The 19,438-nt window shown below is 46.1% G+C and carries 19 protein-coding genes; 1 reads left to right on the forward strand and 18 read right to left on the reverse strand.

Annotated features, from left to right (window positions below; all coding sequences use genetic code 11):
* Nucleotides 1–22 precede the first annotated feature (22 nt).
* Nucleotides 23–157 carry a hypothetical protein gene (locus tag Xkoz_RS26695; protein ID WP_279627394.1) on the forward strand — a complete coding sequence of 45 codons (135 nt, stop codon included), beginning with the start codon at nt 23–25 and terminating at the stop codon, nt 155–157.
* Here the strand turns inward: Xkoz_RS26695 and rlpA are convergent.
* The 18 genes from rlpA to miaB form a co-directional block, all read right to left on the reverse strand.
* Nucleotides 141–1,103: an endolytic peptidoglycan transglycosylase RlpA gene (gene rlpA, locus Xkoz_RS26700; protein ID WP_099141516.1), complete on the reverse strand. Its 963-nt coding sequence runs from the start codon at nt 1,101–1,103 to the stop codon at nt 141–143. The two genes, Xkoz_RS26695 and rlpA, sit on opposite strands and share 17 nt — an antisense overlap.
* Nucleotides 1,104–1,115: 12 nt before the next feature.
* Nucleotides 1,116–2,228, reverse strand: a complete 1,113-nt coding sequence (gene mrdB / locus Xkoz_RS26705; protein ID WP_099141517.1) for a peptidoglycan glycosyltransferase MrdB — start codon at nt 2,226–2,228, stop codon at nt 1,116–1,118.
* 12 nt (nt 2,229–2,240) lie between these two features.
* The gene (gene mrdA / locus Xkoz_RS26710) at nt 2,241–4,163 is read right to left on the reverse strand and encodes a peptidoglycan DD-transpeptidase MrdA (RefSeq protein ID WP_099141518.1); all 1,923 of its coding nucleotides are present in this window, start codon (nt 4,161–4,163) and stop codon (nt 2,241–2,243) included.
* 36 nt (nt 4,164–4,199) lie between these two features.
* Nucleotides 4,200–4,670: a 23S rRNA (pseudouridine(1915)-N(3))-methyltransferase RlmH gene (rlmH, locus tag Xkoz_RS26715; protein ID WP_099141519.1), complete on the reverse strand. Its 471-nt coding sequence runs from the start codon at nt 4,668–4,670 to the stop codon at nt 4,200–4,202.
* A gap of 2 nt (nt 4,671–4,672) precedes the next feature.
* A complete protein-coding gene (rsfS, locus tag Xkoz_RS26720) occupies nt 4,673–4,999 on the reverse strand; it encodes a ribosome silencing factor (protein ID WP_099141549.1) in 327 nt (108 codons plus the stop codon).
* Nucleotides 5,000–5,094: 95 nt separating this feature from the next.
* Nucleotides 5,095–5,787, reverse strand: coding sequence for a nicotinate-nucleotide adenylyltransferase (gene nadD, locus Xkoz_RS26725; protein WP_244183426.1), 693 nt, complete (start codon nt 5,785–5,787; stop codon nt 5,095–5,097).
* Between the two features lie 28 nt (nt 5,788–5,815).
* Nucleotides 5,816–6,847, reverse strand: coding sequence for a DNA polymerase III subunit delta (gene holA, locus Xkoz_RS26730; RefSeq protein ID WP_099141521.1), 1,032 nt, complete (start codon nt 6,845–6,847; stop codon nt 5,816–5,818).
* Nucleotides 6,844–7,404, reverse strand: coding sequence for an LPS assembly lipoprotein LptE (gene lptE / locus Xkoz_RS26735; RefSeq protein ID WP_244183423.1), 561 nt, complete (start codon nt 7,402–7,404; stop codon nt 6,844–6,846). The genes holA and lptE overlap by 4 nt, the downstream gene beginning before the upstream one ends.
* A gap of 17 nt (nt 7,405–7,421) precedes the next feature.
* The gene (leuS, locus tag Xkoz_RS26740; protein WP_099141523.1) at nt 7,422–10,004 is read right to left on the reverse strand and encodes a leucine--tRNA ligase; all 2,583 of its coding nucleotides are present in this window, start codon (nt 10,002–10,004) and stop codon (nt 7,422–7,424) included.
* Between the two features lie 198 nt (nt 10,005–10,202).
* Nucleotides 10,203–10,928 carry an amino acid ABC transporter ATP-binding protein gene (locus Xkoz_RS26745; RefSeq protein WP_099141524.1) on the reverse strand — a complete coding sequence of 242 codons (726 nt, stop codon included), beginning with the start codon at nt 10,926–10,928 and terminating at the stop codon, nt 10,203–10,205.
* Nucleotides 10,928–11,602 (reverse strand): glutamate/aspartate ABC transporter permease GltK, encoded by a 675-nt coding sequence (gene gltK, locus Xkoz_RS26750; RefSeq protein ID WP_099141525.1) that lies wholly within the window; start codon nt 11,600–11,602, stop codon nt 10,928–10,930. The genes Xkoz_RS26745 and gltK overlap by 1 nt, the downstream gene beginning before the upstream one ends.
* A 4-nt stretch (nt 11,603–11,606) precedes the next feature.
* Complete coding sequence (locus Xkoz_RS26755) at nt 11,607–12,347, reverse strand: amino acid ABC transporter permease (protein WP_099141526.1); 741 nt, start codon at nt 12,345–12,347, stop codon at nt 11,607–11,609.
* 120 nt (nt 12,348–12,467) lie between these two features.
* Nucleotides 12,468–13,355: an amino acid ABC transporter substrate-binding protein gene (locus Xkoz_RS26760; RefSeq protein ID WP_141554399.1), complete on the reverse strand. Its 888-nt coding sequence runs from the start codon at nt 13,353–13,355 to the stop codon at nt 12,468–12,470.
* Between the two features lie 424 nt (nt 13,356–13,779).
* On the reverse strand, nt 13,780–15,309 hold the full coding sequence (lnt, locus tag Xkoz_RS26765; protein ID WP_099141528.1) for an apolipoprotein N-acyltransferase: 1,530 nt from the start codon (nt 15,307–15,309) through the stop codon (nt 13,780–13,782).
* 10 nt (nt 15,310–15,319) lie between these two features.
* Nucleotides 15,320–16,198 (reverse strand): CNNM family magnesium/cobalt transport protein CorC, encoded by an 879-nt coding sequence (gene corC, locus Xkoz_RS26770; RefSeq protein ID WP_099141529.1) that lies wholly within the window; start codon nt 16,196–16,198, stop codon nt 15,320–15,322.
* A 69-nt stretch (nt 16,199–16,267) separates the two neighbouring features.
* Nucleotides 16,268–16,735, reverse strand: coding sequence for an rRNA maturation RNase YbeY (gene ybeY, locus Xkoz_RS26775; protein ID WP_099141530.1), 468 nt, complete (start codon nt 16,733–16,735; stop codon nt 16,268–16,270).
* On the reverse strand, nt 16,732–17,709 hold the full coding sequence (locus Xkoz_RS26780) for a PhoH family protein (protein WP_422646065.1): 978 nt from the start codon (nt 17,707–17,709) through the stop codon (nt 16,732–16,734). Before Xkoz_RS26780 ends, ybeY begins: the two co-directional genes overlap by 4 nt.
* 93 nt (nt 17,710–17,802) lie before the next feature.
* Nucleotides 17,803–19,233, reverse strand: a complete 1,431-nt coding sequence (gene miaB / locus Xkoz_RS26785) for a tRNA (N6-isopentenyl adenosine(37)-C2)-methylthiotransferase MiaB (protein ID WP_099141532.1) — start codon at nt 19,231–19,233, stop codon at nt 17,803–17,805.
* Nucleotides 19,234–19,438 lie beyond the last annotated feature (205 nt).

Genomic DNA, 19,438 nt, shown 5'->3' on the forward strand with positions numbered 1-19,438 from the left:
ATAATAAGTGACATAATAACAAATGAAAAAAAAGCTGACATTAAACAAAATTGATGCCGCCGATTTTATCTGCCTGCTGACAGGAAAATATCAGCAGGCGGTGATGCTATTTATCGCCATTCGGATTCAGGGTTCAGGGTTCAGGGCGCAACAATAAACGAGGATTGATGCATCTGATCCGTCAATTTTTTTTGTAGCTCCAGCGCTTGCTGGCGGCTATTGAATGGCCCCAGTTGGACGCGAAAGACGTTACCAAATTGGATAATACGCCCTTGGACATCAAAGCGCTGGCTCAACGATTGTTGCCAGTCTTTGGCTTTTTGTTCAGTACTGACTGCGCCGACTTGCACCATAAAACCGCTTGCTGATTCTGGCGCTGAAGGGGTTGCCACCGACGGAGGAGTAACCGATTGGCCGGCTGTATTTTCAGCCGGCGCTTGCTCTGTTGCTAACGGCTGCACAGTCTTTTTGTCAGCAGGATCATCTGTCACCGCAGGCGGCGTTGATGACGGGGAACCCAGATTAGGCCTTTCAGGTAAAGCAAAGCTCTGCTTAACGAACGTCGATCCTGCAGTGCCTAAACCGGAAAGTGAGCCATCAGGTGAAACGAGGATACCATCCAATTTCACTTTGCTCTGTGGCATTAAATTGAGCCGTTCTGCTGCGGCACGAGATAATTCAATGATTTTTCCCGGCTTATTGTAAGGACCGCGATCATTGATCCTGACAATCATCATGCGCCCATTGCTTAAGTTGGTCACACGAACATAACTGGGAATCGGTAACGTCGGATGTGCTGCCTCTAACGCATAGGGGCTGGCCCGTTCACCAATTGCCGTCAGTTTTCCATTGGACCCTTCACCGAACCAACTGGCATAACCGGTTTGGGTAAAATGAGCCGGATCTTGCACGATGTGATAGGTTTGCCCATCCCGTTGATAATCTCGATTAGCGCTTGGATGGTAAGGCTCATAGAGAGGCTCAGCACCCAAAACATCACGAGTCGGAACTGCGGGAAGGGAAGATGTCTGATCGCTACCGGTTAGGTTACAGCCTGATAGTAGTACTGTAACGATGCTAAGTATAAGCCACTGTTGACGCATGAAACTTCTTCCTCATAGACTTTTGGACAATAACTTACGATGTGTATGTATCGACATGATAATGCCGAACCCCGCCATCAGGACAATCAATGCCGATCCCCCATAACTAATCAACGGCAGGGGGACACCGACTACCGGCAGGATACCGCTTACCATGCCGATATTGACAAAGATATAGACAAAGAAAATCAGTATTAATCCTCCGACCATGACCCGGCCAAAGGTGTTTTGCGCTTGGGTGGCTATAAACAAACCACGTATAATGACGAGCAAATAAAGTCCGAGCAAAACCAAAACGCCAATTAACCCTAACTCTTCAGATAAAACGGCGAAAATAAAGTCGGTATGTCGCTCCGGCAGGAATTCCAGTTGCGATTGAGTGCCTTGTAGCCAGCCTTTTCCAAATATTCCCCCTGAGCCAATCGCAATTTTGGATTGGATGATATGGTAGCCTTTGCCCAATGGATCACTTTCCGGGTCTAATAGCATCATAACGCGGGCGCGTTGGTAATCATGCATCAGGAAGAACCACAATATTGGGATGAAACAGGCAAGCAGTAAAACGGCAACGCCAATTAACTTCCAATTCATTCCCGCCAAAAAGAGGATGAATATCCCAGAGGCCGCAATCAGTATAGAGGTGCCTAAATCGGGTTGCGCTGCGACCAGCAGAGTAGGAACAAAGGTCAAGACCAGTGCAATGCCCGTATTTTTCAGCGAAGGTGGACACAGATCTCGATTCATAAAGCGAGCCACCATCAAAGGCACAGCGATTTTGGCAATTTCTGATGGCTGAAAGCGCACAATGCCCAGATCCAGCCAGCGCTGCGCCCCCTTACTAATCTGCCCAAAAACATCAACGAAGATGAGCAAAATGACACAGGCAATATAAAGATAAGGCGCCCAATTTTCGTATATGCGTGGAGGAATTTGAGCTAAGGCAATCATCACGATAAGCCCCATGATGACCTGGCCTATTTTTCGCTCCATCATGTCGATATCTTGCCCACTGGCGCTCCACATAATAAACAGGCTGTAGATCAGCAATGCCAAAACGCACAGCAGTAGCGGAATATCGATATGTAGTCGGGTCCAAAAAGGAACCTTGTTTGATGAGTCTGTCATAGTGTTACTCAATTAGTTTCTGCTCTGAGTAGCGGGTGTCTTGGTCGTACTGACCCCTGTTTTAGCAGCGGTGCCGGCAGGAGCGGTATTTTGGTTATTCCTGAGTAAAATATGATCCAGAATTTGGCGAACGATAGTGCCAACCGGCGGCCCAGAGCCACCATTTTCAAGAATGATGGAAACGGCAACCTTCGGGTTGTCATAAGGGGCAAAGGCAATCATCAGCTTATGGTCGCGCAAATGTTCAGCAAGTTTACTGGCATTGTAGGTTTCATAACTGAAAACCTGGGCAGTACCTGATTTGACGGCTGCTTTATAGGGTGTACCCGCAAAGAACCTCCGTGCTGTGCCATTTGGGGCATTGGCAACCCCAAGCATGCCATCTTTAGCAATTTCCCAATACCCAGAATGAATGTCCCCAATAGGTTCACTGACCGGCGGTTGGTAAGGCTGCATTTCGCCATTGACGCGAGTATTCATCAAGAAATGAGGCGTTTTTACTTCACCATCGTTAATTAAGATCATTAAGGCTTTTACCATCTGCATCGGCGTTGCCGTCCAATATCCTTGGCCGATACCAACGGAAATGGTATCGCCTTGATACCACGGCTTTTTATAGCGTTTGAGTTTCCATTCACGGGTCGGCATATTACCGGGGTTTTCTTCCTTCAAATCAATGCCTGTAAATTGACCATAACCAAATTTTGTCATCCATTCAGACAACTTATCGATACCCATATCATAGGCGACTTGATAGAAAAAGGTATCCGCTGATTCGACAATCGATTTATGTACATTGAGTTTGCCATGTCCCCAACGCCGCCAATCACGGTAACGTTTTTCTGATCCGGGCAGCACCCACCAACCAGGATCATTGATGGTGGTGTTCTTTGTAATGACATCACTCGTGAGGGCTGCAACGGCAATAAACGGCTTCACTGTCGATGCGGGTGGATAAGCACCTTGTGTGGCACGGTTAATTAAGGGGCGATCGGGATCATTGAGCAGAGACTTATAGTCCTGGCTCGAAATACCATCGACAAACAGATTCGGATCATAGCTTGGGTTGGACACCATAGCCAAAACTTCCCCTGTCCGGGGATCGGTAACCACAACACCCGCACGGCTAGTCGTCAGTATCTCTTCAATATAGGTTTGTAGTTCTAAGTCGATTGACAGGTAAATGTCTTTGCCGGCCTGTGGCGGCTGTTCGTGTAGTTGGCGGATAACTTTACCACGGTTGTTGACTTCGACTTCTTCATAACCGGGTTTGCCATGCAAGATGGATTCATAATAGCGTTCAATACCCAATTTACCGATATCATGGGTGGCTGAATAGTCTGCAAAAATGCCTTCTTTTTCTAATCGTTCTACATCTTTATCGTTGATTTTGGCAACGTAGCCGATCACATGGGTGAGAGCGGAGCCATACGGGTAATAGCGGCGTTGGTAACCCTTGATTTCCAGCCCGGTAAAGCGATATTGATTGACGGAGAACCGCGCAACCTGGACGGGGTTCAATGAGGTTTTTAGCGCAATAGGCGCAAAACGGCGTGCGCGTTGACGCTCTTTTTTGAAGTTTTCAATATCTTCATCAGTCAGCCCAACGACGGAGCGTAACTCATTTAATGTCTTATCAAGGTCTGCAACTTTTTGTGGCACGATCTCTAACTGATAAATGGTTCGATTAGTTGCCAGTGGTGTACCATTGCGATCATAAATAATGCCCCTGCTTGGGGCTATGGGAACGAGCTTAATGCGATTCCCGTTTGAACGGGTCTGGTAATCTTCGTGGCGTGTGATCTGGAGATGATAGAGATTGGCAATGAGGATGCCTGTCAAAATAATAATGCCTATAAACGCCACGAATGCGCGGCGTATAAATAAGGCCAATTCAGCCGAATGATCGCGAAAAGGGGTTCGTTGATTCTTCATCCCATTGCCAGAATTCACAGTGTCAGATTACCCAATTTATTCCCGATGATAAGGGTGGTTAGTCGTGATGCTCCATGCTCGATAAAGGCTCTCAGCAACCAGAACCCGTACAAGAGGATGTGGCATAGTTAAAGGAGAAAGTGACCAGCTTTGTTCCGCGGCTGCTTTGCAGGCAGGGGCTAAACCTTCAGGGCCACCAATTAACAAACTGACATTTCTGCCATCCAGCTTCCAACGTTCAAGCTGTTGTGCCAATTGCGGCGTATCCCAACGAGAGCCAGGAATATCCAGGGTCACAATACGGTTGCCTTTACCCACCGCGGCCAGCATTTGTTCGCCTTCTTTTTCCAGAATGCGCTTGATATCCGCATTTTTGCCCCGTTTCCCCGCTGGAATTTCAATAAGCTCAAAAGGCATATCCTTGGGAAAACGATTCAAATAATCTATGAAGCCGGTCTGTACCCAGTCCGGCATTTTTGTTCCTACAGCGACCAATTGTAACTTCAAACTCAGCTCCAGAGTTTTTCCAGTTCATACATACGGCGGCTGTCTTCTTGCATAACATGAACCATGATTTCGCCGAGATCGATGACTACCCAGTCTGAAATGCCTTGTCCTTCAACACCGAGAGGCATGATACCGGCTTGGCGGCAGTCATCCACGAGATTATCGGCTACAGACATCAGGTGGCGGCTTGATGTGCCGGTACAGATAACCATGCAGTCAGTAATGCTGGATTTTCCACGGACATCTATAGAAACAATATCTTGAGCTTTGGAATCTTCAAGTTTATCAATAACAAATTGTTGTAGTTCTGTGCCTTGCAAAAGGATCACCTTTATTTCATAAAATGGGTTGAGTAATGCAGAATAATAACATGCCAATCTCCATAAAAGTAAGCGAGTTAGCTGCAAATCACTGCATGGTTCCGCTATTTCTTATATAGCCCCTGTGAATCGATATAATTTTGTATTGATGGAGGCAGCAAATCATCGCAATTACCCCCTTGCTGGTGACGTTGGCGAATATCCGTTGCTGAAATGTTTAATAACGGAGTGGCTGCCAGATAAATACAACCGTGTGGTTTTTGGCTCAATAGGAATGGAGAGTCAATTTGATGCTTTTCAAGCCATGACTGCATGCCTGGCGCCGAAAGTTGGCTTTGATAACCCGGACGGGAGCAGACCAACAGATGGCAAATATCGAGCAACGCTTCCCACTTATACCAGGTATGGATAGTTTGCAATGAATCCTGCCCAATGATAAACGCCAATGGGTGTTGCTCACCCATTTCCTGACGAAAAGATTTCAGGGTTTCGACAGTGTAAGAGGGTGATTGCCGTTCCAGTTCGCGGGTATCTACGGTAAACAGAGGGTTATCCCGCACCACCAGACGAACCATTTCCAGCCGTTGCTGAGCCGTTGCCTCAGGTTGAGGGCGATGCGGAGGAACGTGATTCGGTAATAAGATCACCTGCTTGAGTCCCACTAATTGAGCCAAGGCTTCCACAGGCCGCAAATGACCATAATGAATGGGATCGAATGTGCCACCGAATAGCGCCTGAATAACCGGAGAATTCCCATTGGTTGCAGAATTAAGGGTATCGACTTTAGCCGTATTCATTGAATCAATACTGATTGGGTTAATAGAGTCAAGCATTCAGGAAACTCTCTGGTAATGGTTTTCCGCATAACAACATGGAGAGCGTTTCCAGGTCAGACCAAATGGATTGGCTATAATCCTGTTTGACACGCAGTTCTATCTGGGTCAACAAATGTATGGCAGATTGCAGTTCTCTCTGCGATAGACGCTGTAAAGCGGTTGACAGCAATGCCCTGCGATTTTGCCAAACTTTATGTTGATCAAACAACGCTTTCAAAGGAACAGTCGTATATTGACGCTTAAGTACCAAAAGCAGCATGAGTTCTCTCTGTATAGTACGAAGCAAAATAACCGTCTCAATATCTTCGTGCCGAAGCTGTTTCAATATATGCCATGCCCGCTTTATTTTGCCTGCCAGTAAAGCATCAACCCAATGGTAGGGGGAAAAGTGAGCCGCATCGTTGACGGCTTCTTCTACACGAGGAAGTGTCAGTCGATTATCAGGATAGAGCAGGGAAAGACGTTCCAGCGCCTGGGACAATGCCAATAAGTTTCCTTCATAGCAATAGCACAGTAGTTGGTTGGCTTCATTTTCCAGTATTAGCCCCAGGTTTTTGGCTCTTTGTGCCACCCATTGCGGCAGGCGATTTTGCTCAGGGGTCAAGCAACTGACGTATATCCCATTTTGTCCAATGACTTTGAACCACGGGCTATTTTCTTGTGCTTTGGTGAGCTTGTGTCCACGCAATATCAGCAAGATATCTGAATGCAACAACCCCGATAGTTTGGTCAGTCGCTCTGCCATAGCGGCATTGGGGCCATTTTCTGGAAGTAGCAGGGTGAGAGACTGGCGGCTGGCAAACAGGCTAAGTGACTGACACAGGCTGAATATTTCATCCCAATCGGTATGGTTATCCAATGAGAAAGTGAAATGTTCCATAAAGCCATGTTGTTCAGCCACTTTACGGATGCTGTCCTGACTTTCCTGCAATAATAATGGCTCGTTGCCCCACAACAGATAGTTGCCTCGCAGCCCTTCATTGAGCTGCGAGAGAAGTTGTTCAGGATACAGTCGGATCATTGCTTCTGTGTAGCCGCAGCTTTCTGTTTTGCTTGCGCTTTCAGGAGTTCTGCACTATGAACAGTCAGCAATTGGCGCATAAGCTGACGGGCCGCTTGTTCACGCATTTCTTGTTGAACCAGCTCATTTTCCGCATCCTTCGCCAATGCTTCCAATGGGTTATCAAAGAACGAACGATCAACCCTTGCCTGCAATGGATAGGTGCTGCCATCCGGCATCAGAATTTGAGCATCAACATTCAGAACCAACTGACGTTCAGCCGATTTACCATCCTGAAAGATAGAAACTGTCTCTTTGTTTTCACTGGAGCCAACAAGTTTCAGGATCGGTATTGAAGCATTACCATTTTCAACAATTTTGACATCGTTTAACCGAAGTTGCTGACGTACTGCCCGTGCCAGCGGCCCATAAGGGTCTCCAGAACTTAATTGCAATGTTTGCAGCTCCTTGGGTACTTGGGTTGTGCCCCGAAGATGGAAACCACAGCCAGCGGTGACCAGCACCGCTAACCCAAGTAACAACGTGAAAATAGCGTGTCGTAGATTATTTTCTACCACAAATAGGCTCTCCTTTATCAGCCTACAACCAGGTTCAGTAACTTACCTGGCACGTAGATGACTTTGCGGATACTAACGTCTTCAAGATATTTCTTCACACTGTATTCTTGTGTTGCCATCTCTTGGACATACTCTTTTGTCGCATCTGCCGGTACAGTAATGCGGCCACGAACTTTACCGTTAATTTGGATAATGACCAGCTTAGTATCGTCTACCATTGCCTGCTCATCAGCTTGTGGCCATGCCGCAGTGTCAATGTCGTCCTCATTGCCAAGTGCTTTCCACATGACGAAACAAGCGTGTGGCGTGATAGGTGAAAGCATACGTACAACCGCTGTTACTGCTTCTTGCATCAATGCGCGATCTTGCTCAGTTTCCTGTGGTGCGCGAGTCAGCTTATTCATAAACTCCATGATAGCGGCTATCGCGGTGTTGAACGCCTGGCGGCGACCAATATCATCAGTGACCTTCGCGATGGTTTTATGCAAGTCACGGCGCAGATCTTTTTGTTCTTCGGTCAGCTTGCTGATATCCAGCGGCTGGGTTGCCCCTTTATTACTGTGCTCATGAACCAGACGCCAAATGCGTTTCAGGAAGCGATTAGCGCCTTCCACACCAGATTCTTGCCATTCCAAAGTCAGTTCTGGTGGTGCGGCGAACATCATAAACAGACGAACGGTATCAGCGCCGTATTTATCGACCATAATTTGCGGATCGATACCATTGTTCTTGGATTTCGACATTTTGCTCATGCCAGTATAAACCAGTTCATGACCGTCATTATCTATCGCTTTTACGGTACGGCCTTTCTCATCGTGTTCAACAATGACATCGGCTGGCGATACCCAAATTTTTTCGCCGTTGTTGCCGACATAGTAGAAAGCGTCGGCCAGAACCATGCCCTGGCACAGCAGACGCTTGGCGGGTTCATCAGAGTTGACCATGCCGGAATCGCGCATCAATTTGTGGAAGAAGCGGAAATACATCAGATGCATGATAGCGTGTTCAATACCACCGATGTATTGATCCACGGGTAACCAATAGTTAGCCGCAGCCGGATCGAGCATACCTTTATCATAATCTGGGCAGGTATAACGGGCGTAATACCATGAAGATTCCATAAAGGTATCAAAGGTATCCGTTTCGAGCAGAGCAGGCTGACCGTTGATGGTTGTTTTTGCCCATGTTGGATCAGCTTTGATTGGACTGGTGATACCATCCATCACGACATCTTCTGGCAAGATGACCGGCAATTGATCTTCTGGAACAGAGGCAACCGTGCCATCTTCCAGGGTTGCCATTGGAATTGGAGCACCCCAATAACGTTGACGGGAAACTCCCCAGTCACGCAGGCGGTAATTGACTTTACGTTGTCCGCCGCCCATGGCAACCAGCTTGTCAGCGATAGCATTGAAGCCTTCTTCATGACTCAATCCGCTGAATTCACCGGAATTGACCAATGCATTTTTGTCAGTCATCACCGCTTCTTGCACGTTTGGTACATTGCCATCATTGTCAAGAATAACGGCTTTCATTGGCAGGTTGTATTTGGTGGCAAATTCCCAATCCCGTTGGTCGTGCGCCGGAACAGCCATAACCGCACCCGTGCCGTATTCCATCAAGACAAAGTTGGCAACCCAGATAGCGATTTTTTCATTAGTCAATGGATGAATGACAAACATGCCTGTTGACATGCCTTTTTTCTCCATCGTTGCCATATCAGCTTCAGCCACTTTGGTATTCCGACATTCATCGATGAATGTTGCCAGTTCAGGATTATTTTCTGCCGCTTGTTTTGCCAGAGGGTGAGCCGCTGCGACAGCAACATAAGTTGCACCCATGAATGTATCCGGGCGAGTGGTGTAAACGGTGAGTTTTTCCTGGCTGTCAGCAACATTAAATGTGATTTCCACACCCTCAGAACGACCAATCCAGTTGCGTTGCATGGTCTTGACCTGTTCAGGCCAATCTTCCAGTTTATCCAGATCGTTTAGCAGCTCTTCTGCGTAAGCGGTGATCTTAATGAACCATTGCGGGATCTCTTTACGCTCAACCTGGCTATCACAACGCCAGCAACAGCCATCAATAACCTGCTCATTAGCGAGGACTGTCTGGTCATGTGGACACCAGTTAACGGCAGACGTTTTTTTGTATACCAGACCCTTTTCGTACAATTGGGTGAAGAACCACTGTTCCCAACGGTAGTACTCTGGCGTACAGGTCGTCACTTCACGATCCCAGTCATAGCCAAAACCCAGTTTTTTTAACTGGTTTTTCATGTATTCAATGTTGGAATAAGTCCATGGGGCAGGAGCGGTATTATTTTTGACCGCAGCCCCTTCTGCTGGCAGGCCAAAGGCATCCCAACCGATAGGTTGCAGTACATTTTTACCTAACATGCGCTGATAACGGGAAATGACATCACCAATAGTGTAATTACGGACATGGCCCATATGTAGTCGGCCAGAAGGGTAAGGTAGCATGGACAGGCAATAATATTTTTCTTTGCTGTTGTCTTCTGTCACTTTGAACGTTTGCTTCTCTTGCCAATGAAGCTGGACTTGTTGTTCTATGTCTTCTGGACGATATTGTTCTTGCATGGCACCGATAATCCTATGGTGAGTAATAAAGCGACGCGTTTAGCGTGTTTGGTTTATTTATGAAATCTAAGATCCCATAGCATAGCTGATAAGGGATGGAGGCAACAACTCTTGTTAAAGGTGGATTGAGGAAAATGACTTATTTTTAGGGGAAATTTAAGGTCGGCGGCAGCTTTGCCCTCCGCCGACAAGGACAAATCAGTGCAGAATTTTCGCCAGAAAATCGCGGGCACGCTCTGATTTTGGGTTGGCAAAGAAATCTTCTTTCTTACTGTCTTCGACAATCTTGCCTTCATCCATGAAAATAACACGGTGCGCTACCTTTTTGGCAAATCCCATCTCATGGGTGACAACCATCATAGTCATACCTTCGTTTGCCAGTTTCACCATGACATCCAGCACTTCATTAATCATTTCAGGATCAAGTGCGGAAGTGGGTTCATCAAACAGCATCGCAATAGGATCCATACAGAGCGCCCTGGCAATGGCAACCCGTTGTTGCTGACCACCAGAGAGTTGTGATGGGAATTTATCTGCATGGCTGGTTAACCCAACTCGCTCCAGCAGCTTTAATCCTTTTTCAGTCGCTTCTTTCTTATCCCGTTTTAACACTTTAATCTGGGCCAGTGTCAGGTTTTCAATAATCGACAGGTGCGGAAAAAGTTCAAAATGCTGAAACACCATGCCGACTTTGGAACGCAGTTGTGCCAGATTGGTGTTCTTGTCATTGACTTTTGTGTCGTTTACTCGAATTTCACCTTGCTGGACAGGTTCAAGGCCATTGACCGTTTTTATCAGTGTGGATTTGCCGGAACCGGAAGGCCCACAGACCACGACCACTTCGCCTTTTTTGACTTCAGTCGAGCAGTCAGTAAGAACCTGAAATTGGCCATACCACTTGGATATATTTTTCAGGGAAATCATCAAACAGTCCTTTTCTTCAAATAGTTAACCAGCATAGAAGCGGAAAAACTAATCACAAAATAAACAAAGCCGGCAAACAGAACCATTTCAATTTGGGTTCCATCACGCTCACCAATATTCGTTGCTGTACGGAAAAAATCCGCCAGACTCAATACATATACCAGAGAAGTATCCTGGAATAATACAATGCCTTGTGTCAGCAGCAATGGGATCATCGCCCGAAAGGCTTGTGGCAGTATGACTAGCCGCATGCTTTGCATATGGGTCATTCCCAACGCCAGCGCCGCAGAAGATTGCCCGCGAGAAATGCTCTGGATGCCTGCCCGAATGATTTCGGAGTAGTAAGCTGCTTCAAAGAGCGAAAACGCTACCATTGCAGAAATTAAACGGATATCAGTTTTTGGCGATATGCCTAGAATATTTTGTAATAAGTTAGGCACAATCAGATAAAACCACAGTAATACCATCACCAGTGGTACTGAGCGGAAAAGGTTAACATAGAGGGCGGCAAACCAACTCAATGCCTTGATGGATGAGAGGCGCATAATTGCCAGAATGGTTCCCCAGACAATACCGATGATAATGGCGGTCACAGTAATTTTTGCCGTTATCAATAACCCATTCAGAAGAAAGGGCAAACTCGGTATAATTGAACTCCAGTCAAATTGATACATTGCTTTATTGCCCTCCTATGTTGCCCGATAAACGTACTTTTTTCTCCAATATGCTCATGGCAAGCATAATCACGAGGTTGATACCGACATAGGCCAATGTGATCGCGGTAAATGATTCATAGGCGTGTGCGGAATAATCCAGCAATTTACTGGCCTGAGCTGCCATATCGACTAAGCCGATTGTGGAGGCAATGGCTGAGTTCTTCACCAAATTGAGCATTTCCGAGGTCATTGGGGGAATGATCACTCGGTAGGCATTTGGCAACAGAACATAGCGATAGGTTTGTGGCAACGTTAAGCCCATTGCCAGCCCTGCGGCTTTTTGCCCTCTTGGGAGTGACTGGATTGCCGCACGAACTTGTTCGCAGACACGGGCAGCCGTGAATAACCCTAAGCAAACCACTGAGGAGATAAAAAATTGGATATTGGGGTCAAGATCCATTTTGAACCAATCGCTTAGGTTTTTGGGCAGAAATTCGGGGACCACCAGATACCAGGTAAAAAATTGGACAATGAGAGGGACGTTGCGAAATAACTCAACATAACAGGCTCCAAGCCCAGAAAGGAATTTATTCGGCACTGTACGGAGAATACCGAACAACGAACCGACAACGAATGCAATGATCCAAGCGCAGGCGGAAAGTGCCACCGTCACCTGAAAACCAGAAATAAGCCACCCCAGATAGGTGGTATTACCAAAAGGGGCAGCTTGTAAAAAGATGCCCCAATCCCAATTAACGGACATAATCGAACTCCCTGATATGGGGTTAGCTGTCATTCATCGAAATCTAAATTCGGGAAAAAATGAGGTAGGGAACGACTACCTCATACCCGATCCGCCAATAAAATTGGGGTTATTGTTTAACTAATTCAATGCTTTATCGTTTGGAGCCTTAAACAAGTCTTTCATTTCATCTGAGATAGAGAAGTTTAAATTCAGATTCTTAGGTGGAATGGGTTCTTTGAACCAGCGATCAAACATTTTTTCTGCTTCACCGGAGGTTTGTGTTTTGGCTATAACGTCATCAATCAATTGCTTAAATTGAGGATCATTTTTGCGTAGCATACAGCCGTACGCTTCTTCCGATTGTGGTTTGCCAACAATAATCCACTGATCGGGTTTCTTCGCTTTGGCGCGTTCACCAGCGAGCAGGGCATCGTCCATCATAAAGGCGACAGCACGGCCTGATTCCAGAGTACGAAACGAATCACCATGATCTTTGGCACTGATGATCCGCATCTTCATTTGCTTTTCATCATTGAGCTTATTCAACAAAATTTCAGAAGTGGTGCCAGAAGTGACAACAACATTTTTTCCTGCCAGATCATCAAATCCCTTGACGCCTGAATCTTTTTTGGTCAGCAGACGTGTACCGACGACAAAGATCGTATTGGAGAATGCCGCTTGTTTTTGCCGTTCATAATTATTGGTTGTGGATCCGCATTCAAAATCGAAAGTCCCGTTTTGTAGTAGGGGAATGCGGTTCTGGGAAGTAATCGGGAGCAGCTTGACTTGCAAATTAGGGATATCCAGTTTTTTCTTGACCGCATCAACGATCAGGTTGGAATAATCCTGGGAATAACCCACGACGTTTTGCTGATTATCGTAGTAAGAGAACGGAACAGAAGATTCTCGGTGCCCAACAACGATAACGCCATTATCTTTGATTTTTTTCAGTGTTCCAGTCAATTCCTCGGCATGGGCAGCACCAACTGTACTAAGTAACATCATGGCTAACATTAGCTTACGCATATACAACTCCTATATCCGGTTGTTTTTTTCGTGAAATGAGGCTCTCTCACAGATAATTGTGTTTCTGCATGTTTCTACATAAATGAATAAGACTGTCGAAACGATTTTCTGATTTTTTGTTTATATACCGTAAAAAAATAATTCATAATGTTACTTTTTTGAAACCATAATGTTTCTGTTTCGCGACTCACATCGCACTATAAATGAACAATTTCATTTATGCGTGATTAAAAGGCAAATAATGTTGAATGCTGTTCACACTTTGCACTATTTGAAGCAATATTCTGTTTTGGTTGGTTCTTTGTGGTGAAATATGTGATTGGTTGTTGCTATTTTAGTGATGAAATCGATGATTAAATGAAATCCGGGCATAAATAATATGCCCGGACTCTTTTTAATTTTCAATTATGAGAAAGATAGGAAATTAAGTTTTTCGGCGTTTTTTCATAAAAGAAAAGACTAAAAACAGGGCGCTTACTCCCCATATTGGCCAATTCCCGAAGCGAAAATAAGGTGTTACCCCGTTGGCGGGTGTAACGTTAGCTTCCAGTACCTGTCGGGTAAATTGTGGAAGTTCAGCCTGAATGGAGCCATCTGGATTGACGACTGCTGTAACACCATTATTCGTTCCTCTTAGCAGAGGACGGCCCAGTTCAAGGGCACGCATCCGAGCCATTTGAAAATGCTGCCACGGGCCAATGGAGCGTCCAAACCAGGCATCATTAGAAACGGTCAGGAGGAACTCTGTATCAGGCTTGAAATTATCACGCACCTGTTCACCCAAGATAATTTCATAGCAGATCGCAGCAGTAATCTTGTGCCCAGCAACAGAAAGTTGGGGCTGGATGTAATGACCTCGGCTAAAGGAAGACATAGGCAAATTGAATAAAGGTGCCAGGGGACGCAGTATTGATTCCAATGGCACAAATTCACCAAACGGCACCAGGTGATGTTTGTCGTAACGGGCTAGCGCTGGGTATTGGTAAGGCGTTTTATCCCCCAATACGATAATACTGTTATAAAATTTATAACCTTCCAATGTCGAACGGGCATCTACGACGCCGGTGAGCAAGCTGGTATTGTGCTTTCTCAGTACGGCATCCAATTTGGTCAGGAAATCACGTTGGTTATATTCATAATCAGGAATGGCAGATTCAGGCCAGATGATGATGGGCGTTTTACCAATGAAAGGGCGGCTGTTATCTAAATAGACATCCAGTGTCTTCCCAAGCACGCTGGGGTCCCATTTTATGTCTTGGGGAATATTACCTTGAACCAAAGCAATATCAGTGGCTTTTTCTGGCTGTAGGGTATACCACGGGTAATGTCTCATCGGCCACGGTAGTAGCAGCAGGATAATAGCGAAGATCGCGGCGGAAATTTTTTTCTGAGTGGCCGCAAAAACCAGTAACCCGCTGATCATCATCAGTAGGAAAGTAATACCTTCCACACCCAAGACAGGCGCAATGGCCTTCATCGGGCCATCAATCTGGCTATAACCAAATTGTAGCCACGGAAACCCAGTTAATACCCAGCCACGCAAGAATTCAGTCAATTGCCACAACGCCGGGCTGGCTATAACCAACCTGATGCCATTGGCAGCCGGGAAAAAGCGGTTCAATAAACCGGCAAATAGAGCAGGATAAAGGGCAAGGTAGGCAGATAGCAGGATCACTAAAAAGACATTGACGGCGGTTGGCATGCCACCAAAGTCAGCGATACTGACATAAACCCAGTTTGCGCCGCTGCCAAATAAGCCCAGCCCCCAACATAAACCAATAAAACAGGCTTGACGGGTTGTTCTGTTCAAGGAAAGGATTTGCAGGCCGAAAAGGGAAACAAGTGCAGCAGGCCAGAAATCAAAAGGTGAAAAAGCCAGCGTTCCACTGGCTCCTAAGAAAAGTGCCAGAACGGCACGTAGCCGCTGGCAACTCATTAATGAGGCTTTGTTCATCCAGATCCTATTATGGTTTATCAAGGCTAGGAACGTCAGCATCATCCGGTATTTTTACATGAACCTGAATGATCTTACGGCTATCAGACATTGCCACTTTAAACAGGTAGCCATCAATGGTGATGGATTCCCCACGTGAAGGCAGATGCCCAAATGCTTGCATGACCAGTCCACCAATGGTATCAACTTCTTCATCGCTGAAATGGGTGCCAAAAACGTCATTGAAATCCTCAATTTGAGTCAATGCCCGCACTGAATAGGTATGGCGACTTAAAGCACGAATATCGTTATCGTCATCATCATCGTATTCATCCTCTATTTCACCGACAATCAGTTCAAGAATATCCTCAATGGTGACCAGCCCCGAAACGCCGCCAAATTCATCGATCACAATCGCCATATGGTAGCGTTGGGAACGAAATTCTTTCAGCAGGCGGTCAACACGTTTACTTTCCGGCACTACGACAGCTTGGCGCAGGACTTTATCAATGCTGAAAGGTTCTGCATTTGTACGCATGAAAGGCAGCAGATCTTTCGCCATTAATATGCCTTCGATATGATCTTTGTCTTCGCTGATCACAGGAAAGCGTGAATGGGCCGAGTCGATAATAACATCCAGACATTCGTCCAGAGATTGGTTGCGTTTTAAGGTAACGATCTGTGAGCGTGGGATCATAATGTCACGCACGCGTTGATCAGCAATATCCATGACACCCTCGAGCATCTCGCGGGTGTCGGGGTCGATGAGGTCGTTCTGCTCAGAATCACGGATCAGTTCAACCAAATCATCACGGTTTTTTGGTTCACCGTGAAAAAGCTGATTAAGAAGTGCAAAAAAGCCTTTCTTAGGGTCAGGGGTATCGTTACTTGAAGGATGGTCGTCGCTCATGGCGTTTTAATAAAAATCCCCATATAAAATCATAGACTGTTATGTTTAACATAAAAATGTTGGCAAGGGTTATTCTTTTTCCGCGAGGTAGGGATCAGGATAACCCATTTTTTTTAGGATCTCTGTTTCCAGAGCTTCCATTTCTTCCGCTTCATCATCTTCAATATGATCATATCCCAGAAGATGAAGGCTGCCGTGAATCACCATATGTGCCCAGTGCTCCTCGACCGTTTTTTGTTGCTCCTCTGCCTCTTTTTCAACAACTTGACGACAGATAATTAAATCACCGAGTAAAGGTAATTCAATTTCAGGCGGAGCTTCAAATGGGAAAGATAACACATTAGTGGGTTTATCTTTCCCACGATAAGTGAGGTTTAGATCGTGGCTTTCTGCCTCATCAACCAGACGAATAGTGACTTCACTTTCTGCCTGAAATTGTGGCAGAACGCCTTCCAGCCAGTGCTGGAAAAGGACTTCCGTGGGAAGCCCTTCGGGGTTTTCACATGCAATTTGTAAATCTAAGATGACCGAACTCATTGTGCTTCCTGTTTGCGTTTATCATTGAGCGCTTTTTTGCGCTCCTGCTCTGCCGCTTCCCATGCTTCATAGGCGATAACAACTTTTGCCACCACTGGATGGCGAACAACATCTTCGCTATGCAAAAAGTTAAAACTGAGTTGATCAACATCAGATAAAACCTCTATTACATGGCTCAGTCCTGATTTTTGACCTCTTGGTAGGTCAATCTGAGTGACATCACCTGTAATGACTGCCTTGGAATTAAAACCAATGCGGGTCAGGAACATTTTCATCTGTTCGATGGTGGTGTTTTGGCTCTCGTCGAGAATAATAAAGGCATCATTGAGGGTTCGTCCACGCATATAAGCCAGAGGCGCCACTTCAATAACGTTTCTTTCGATCAGCTTCTCAACTTTTTCAAATCCCATCATCTCAAACAGGGCATCATAAAGCGGACGCAGATAAGGGTCGACTTTCTGGCTTAGATCACCCGGCAGAAAGCCCAACTTTTCGCCAGCTTCAACCGCAGGACGAGTCAACAGGATACGGCGGATTTCCTGACGCTCCAGTGCATCAACGGCAGCGGCGACAGCCAAATACGTTTTTCCTGTACCCGCAGGCCCAACCCCGAACGTAATATCGTGATCAAGGATGTTAGCAATGTATTGTGCCTGATTAGGGGTGCGGGGCTTTACAACACCCCGTTTAGTTTTGATATTGACGGACTTACCATATTCGGGAACGCTGTCTGCGGCTTGTTCCAGTACCCGACTTTCCGTAATCGCAAGATGAACCTGTTCAGGCTCAAGATCGGGTATCAGGCCGCGTACAGGAGCGGTTTCGACATAAAGGTGACGCAGTATTTCTGCAGCTGCATTCACACACAGCGGCTTACCTACCAGTTTGAAACGGTTGTCACGGCGGTTAATCTCAATGCCCAAACGACGCTCAAGTTGTTTCAGATTATCATCAAGTGGTCCACACAGACTCATCAAACGTTGATTGTCTACGGGTTCCAAAAAGATTTCTTGGGTTGCTACTTGTGGGTTGATTTGTGTCACTGATTATCTCTATGTTAGGGCCTGTTAAGGCTGATAAAAGCTAACGCCGAGTTCATCTTCCTTGCGAGTACGGGCAATGACTGATTCAGGTGACTCATGGATACGCAGATCCATCTCATCTTCAGTACGGATGACTTTACCACGCAGGGAATTGGCATAGACGTCAACCACTTCGACATCGACAAATTTACCAATCATATCAGGCGTTCCTTCAAAGTTAACCACGCGGTTATTCTCGGTACGGCCAGAGAGTTCCATGATATTTTTGCGTGATGGGCCTTCAACCAGAATACGCTGTGTACTGCCAAGCATTGCGCGACTGTAGCTCATGGCTTGTTGGTTAATGCGCTGCTGGAGCAGGTACAAGCGCTGTTTCTTCTCTTCCTCACTGACGTCATCTGGCAAATCGGCTGCCGGTGTGCCTGGGCGCGCTGAATAGATAAAGCTAAAACTCATGTCGAAGTTAACATCGGCAATCAGTTTCATCGTTTTTTCAAAATCATCCTGTGTTTCACCTGGGAAACCGATGATGAAGTCAGAGCTGATCAGAATGTCAGGGCGCGCCTTACGCAAACGGCGAATAATACCTTTGTATTCTAGCGCAGTATGGGCGCGTTTCATTAAAGTAAGAATACGGTCAGAACCACTCTGGACGGGCAGGTGTAGGAAGCTCACCAATTCAGGGGTGTCTTCGTAGACTGCAATGATGTCGTCGGTAAACTCAATAGGATGGCTGGTGGTGAAGCGAATGCGGTCGATACCGTCAATAGCGGCAACCAGACGTAACAGTTCCGCAAATGTGCAGATATCGCCATCAAACGTAGCGCCTCGATAGGCATTAACGTTTTGGCCGAGCAGATTGACTTCACGTACACCTTGCGCGGCAAGCTGTGCAATTTCGAATAAAATATCATCACTAGGACGGCTGACTTCTTCCCCACGGGTGTAAGGCACGACACAGAATGTGCAGTATTTATTGCAGCCTTCCATGATAGAAACGAAAGCTGTTGGGCCGTCTGCACGGGGTTCTGGCAGACGATCAAATTTTTCAATTTCAGGAAAACTGATGTCAACGACCGGGCTGCGAGTCCCTTTTACATGGTTAATCATCTCAGGCAGGCGGTGCAGGGTTTGTGGCCCAAAAATAATATCGACACTCGGTGCGCGCTGGCGAATGTAATCCCCTTCCTGGGAAGCAACACAACCACCCACTCCGATAATGATTTCCGGGTTTTTATCTTTCAGCCCCTTCCAGCGGCCGAGTTGGTGAAAGACTTTTTCCTGAGCCTTTTCACGGATTGAGCAAGTATTCAGGAGTAAGATATCTGCGTCTTCGGCGACATCGGTTAACTGATAACCGTGAGTGGTTTCCAGCAAGTCGGCCATCTTGGATGAATCGTATTCGTTCATCTGACAACCCCAAGTTTTGATATACAGTTTTTTTATCGTCGACATTTTGTTGTATCCGGTGTTTCCAGTGGAATGATGCATTAACACTGAAAAGTGCAATATATCGCACAATATTGCACGTCGTGTATTTAGCATAATATTGTTGGCTATTGTAGTCATTTGAGGCACCAGTGACCAGACTGTTGCAACGGATATTCACGGCCAGAAAAGGAAAATTCCGGTACACTATTTTAATCAATAAGTTAATGAC

The sequence above is a fragment of the Xenorhabdus kozodoii genome (assembly GCF_002632875.1).
In the GTDB taxonomy this organism is placed as follows: domain Bacteria; phylum Pseudomonadota; class Gammaproteobacteria; order Enterobacterales; family Enterobacteriaceae; genus Xenorhabdus; species Xenorhabdus kozodoii.